General features: G+C 28.5%; 1 protein-coding gene. It reads right to left on the bottom strand.

The annotated features are described in order from the left end of the window. On the bottom strand, positions 1-2623 hold a 2623-nt coding region (locus tag Q0087_RS09200; RefSeq protein WP_297899737.1), incomplete at its 3' end, for a hypothetical protein. Positions 2624-3081: the final 458 nt, after the last annotated feature.

The raw sequence follows: 3081 nt of genomic DNA, 5'->3' as shown, positions 1-3081 counted from the left end.
CACTAATAGTAGCCTGCTGACCTACACGACCACCAGGAACAACAATAGTAGAATTTGTTTCGTAAAATAGCCGACTTAATAAATAGTCTCCCCTATCACCCATTACTGAAATACTAATATTATTAGTTAAAGCAAGTATATCGCGATAATAAGGACCATTCTGAGCATTATCACTAATGAAATCATTTATATTTCCATTTACTCTCCAATATACACTTACATTAAAATCAGGCAAATTACCATAACCAGCAAGACTAGTAGTATTAGTATTGTTATTATAAAGCTTAAGTTGGTATGATAATCTAACAACCGAAGTAGGCATTAGAGAAGAAGAATTTTCTATTGTTTTATAGGTGTCAGTAGATAATTCCATAGCAAACCAATTATCCAAAGTCATTCCATTAATTACTGGATAATTATTGCCCCACCAATTAAGATTTGCATCAATATTGCCATTATATCCATCTGGAGCATATATATACAAACCAGTATTAGCCAAAATACGATTATAATTGATTGTTACATTTGTAAAATTAGATATGCCAGAAACAGTTGTGTTCTGTGCACCAAAATAAAAGCCTGTTACAGTATTAGTAACGTTATTGCCTGAAATAAGAATATTAGTTAAATTAGCCCCATAATAAGCATCAAAATAGACAAAATAAGTACGACTCCAAACAGTATTATTAATTACAGACAAACCATTAAGTTGAGCATTACGTAATACGACCTCCATAACATAACTAGTACCAGAAGAAGAAGCATTAAAATTGTTCTGAGCAAAATTTAAAAGATGATTAGTACTATTATATGCCTGAAGATAGACACAAGTAGCTCCTGATACATCATTGTTGGTAACATTTATAGTGTTGTTACTGTTTTCTACTCTAAGTGAAATAGTCAAGTCACTATTACCATTTCCTCCTTGAAGTATGTTGTTGTTGATATTTACATTGTTTATGCTATTTCCTGACAATCCTATAGCAATAGTAGTTCCAGCAACTCCAGTCCCTGTTTTAAAATTGTTTTTACTAATATTTATTATGTTATTAGTACGACTACCACCTATAGACATTCCTGAAACATTATTGTTAGTTACATTTATAACATTGACACTTCCACTACCTAAAGATAATGAAAGTCTGCCTGCCGCTAATGTTGATAACATTTTATTGTTATTGTAAGTTACATTGTTACTAATATTACCCCCTATTAAATAAACTCTAAATGATTCTGCATTTGTAGCTGTTCCTATATTGTTGAAAATATTGTTGTTGATAATTATGTTATTGTTAGAACTATTAGTTGCATTGAAAAGACAAATATAAGTAGAATTCCCAGTAATGTTATTATTAGTGATATTTAGATTATTATTAGAGTTATTTTGTGCATTCAAATAAATAAGACTACTAAGAACATAAATAGAAGAATAATTTACATAGATATTATTATTGTTGATAGTTATATTACTTATACTATTATTGTACATATCTAGATAAAAACCAAAGTTTCTTCCTTTAACATTATTATTAACAAATGATATATTGTTTGTATTATTACCATATGCTTCTAGATAAACACCATTCGAATAAGTCGAATTAGCAGTAATATTATTACCTATAAGTTTTATATCATTATTACTTCCACGTAATCCTAGTAAAATGCCATTTTCTGACCCAATTATGTCATTATTAATGAAAATTATATTATTTTTACCATATTGTGCATCCAAAGAAATAGCATCCCTAGATGGGTAGTATCCATTATGAGTATTTATAGTATTATTAGTGAAAATTATGGTATTATTACAATTATTTAAAATCATACCAATTCCTTTTCCATTCATAATGTTATCAGTTAAATTTATAGTATTATTACCAGTAGACTCTATAAAAATATCATAAATAAGACCACTTTGACTACTAGATGAAATATTATTGTTTTTAAGAGAAATAATTGAATTACAAGTATAATTAACATGGATTGTAGTTCCAATTCTAGTAACATAAGTTCCAGTATTATTAATAAATGTAGAGTTAACCACAAACATATTAATACCATCACTCCAGATTGCACCACCACAATTTCCAGTATTATTTGTGAAATTAGATCCAGAAACTGTTAAATCTCCTCTAGTATAGATTGCACCACCATTACCATATACAAGATCATTTTCGTTATTAATGAAAGTACAATTTATAAATGTCATACTTGATTCAGCATAATTATTATAGATTGCACCCCCATTACCAATAATATGTCCATTAATGAATATTAGGTTAATAAAAGTCACATTGGTATTGTTACCTATTGTAAATATTCTACCTAATCCTTGAGCATCTATGACCACCTTCTCTTGTGGTCCTTTTGCTTGAATTGTTACATTCTTATTAATAGCCAAACCTGTGTTATTAGTTCCTGTGTAATTTCCTTCATCCAATAATAGCTTATCCCCATTTGGATTTGCAATATTTAGTCCTTCACGTATACCTCCACCTGCTGTTGAATTGTCAACAGGCCTATCAATTGCAAAGCTAGTTTGCAGACTAATAGCTGCTAATAAAATAATGGATAATATAATTAAAGTATGGATTAAAGTTTTTTTTCGCGTACTTTTTTCCATTATTTTCACCTCCTTTATATTTTATATAAAAATCTTAAATTTCCTTTAAATCAAATTTGTTTCATTATTGATTATATTTTGACTATTTAGCTAAAGACAATGAATTAATACAAATATAACCCCTAACTAGAATTATTAATAGATTTATCAATGATTATATCTCTAGAAATCAACAACTTTGTTGACAAGAAAAGTACATTACTGAATTTTTCAAAGTTTACAAGACAATAATCAAAACATAAAAAAGAGAATGTTGATAATGAACACTCCCTATTAATAAATAGTGAACAATCACATATATAAAACTAACGAAAAATACCAAACACCCACACAAAAAGGTAAAAAATCAAGAAAAAACAAAAAGAGATGCCCCCCCCCCCCCCCCCCCCCCAACCAAGAGATATATTTTCTTATAAACAATCTGAGGGATAGGAAAATATTAGTATATAGATTTTTTT

Source organism: uncultured Methanobrevibacter sp., assembly GCF_937881195.1.
GTDB lineage: Archaea > Methanobacteriota > Methanobacteria > Methanobacteriales > Methanobacteriaceae > Methanobinarius.
This window is presented reverse-complemented; position numbering and strand designations above follow the sequence as displayed.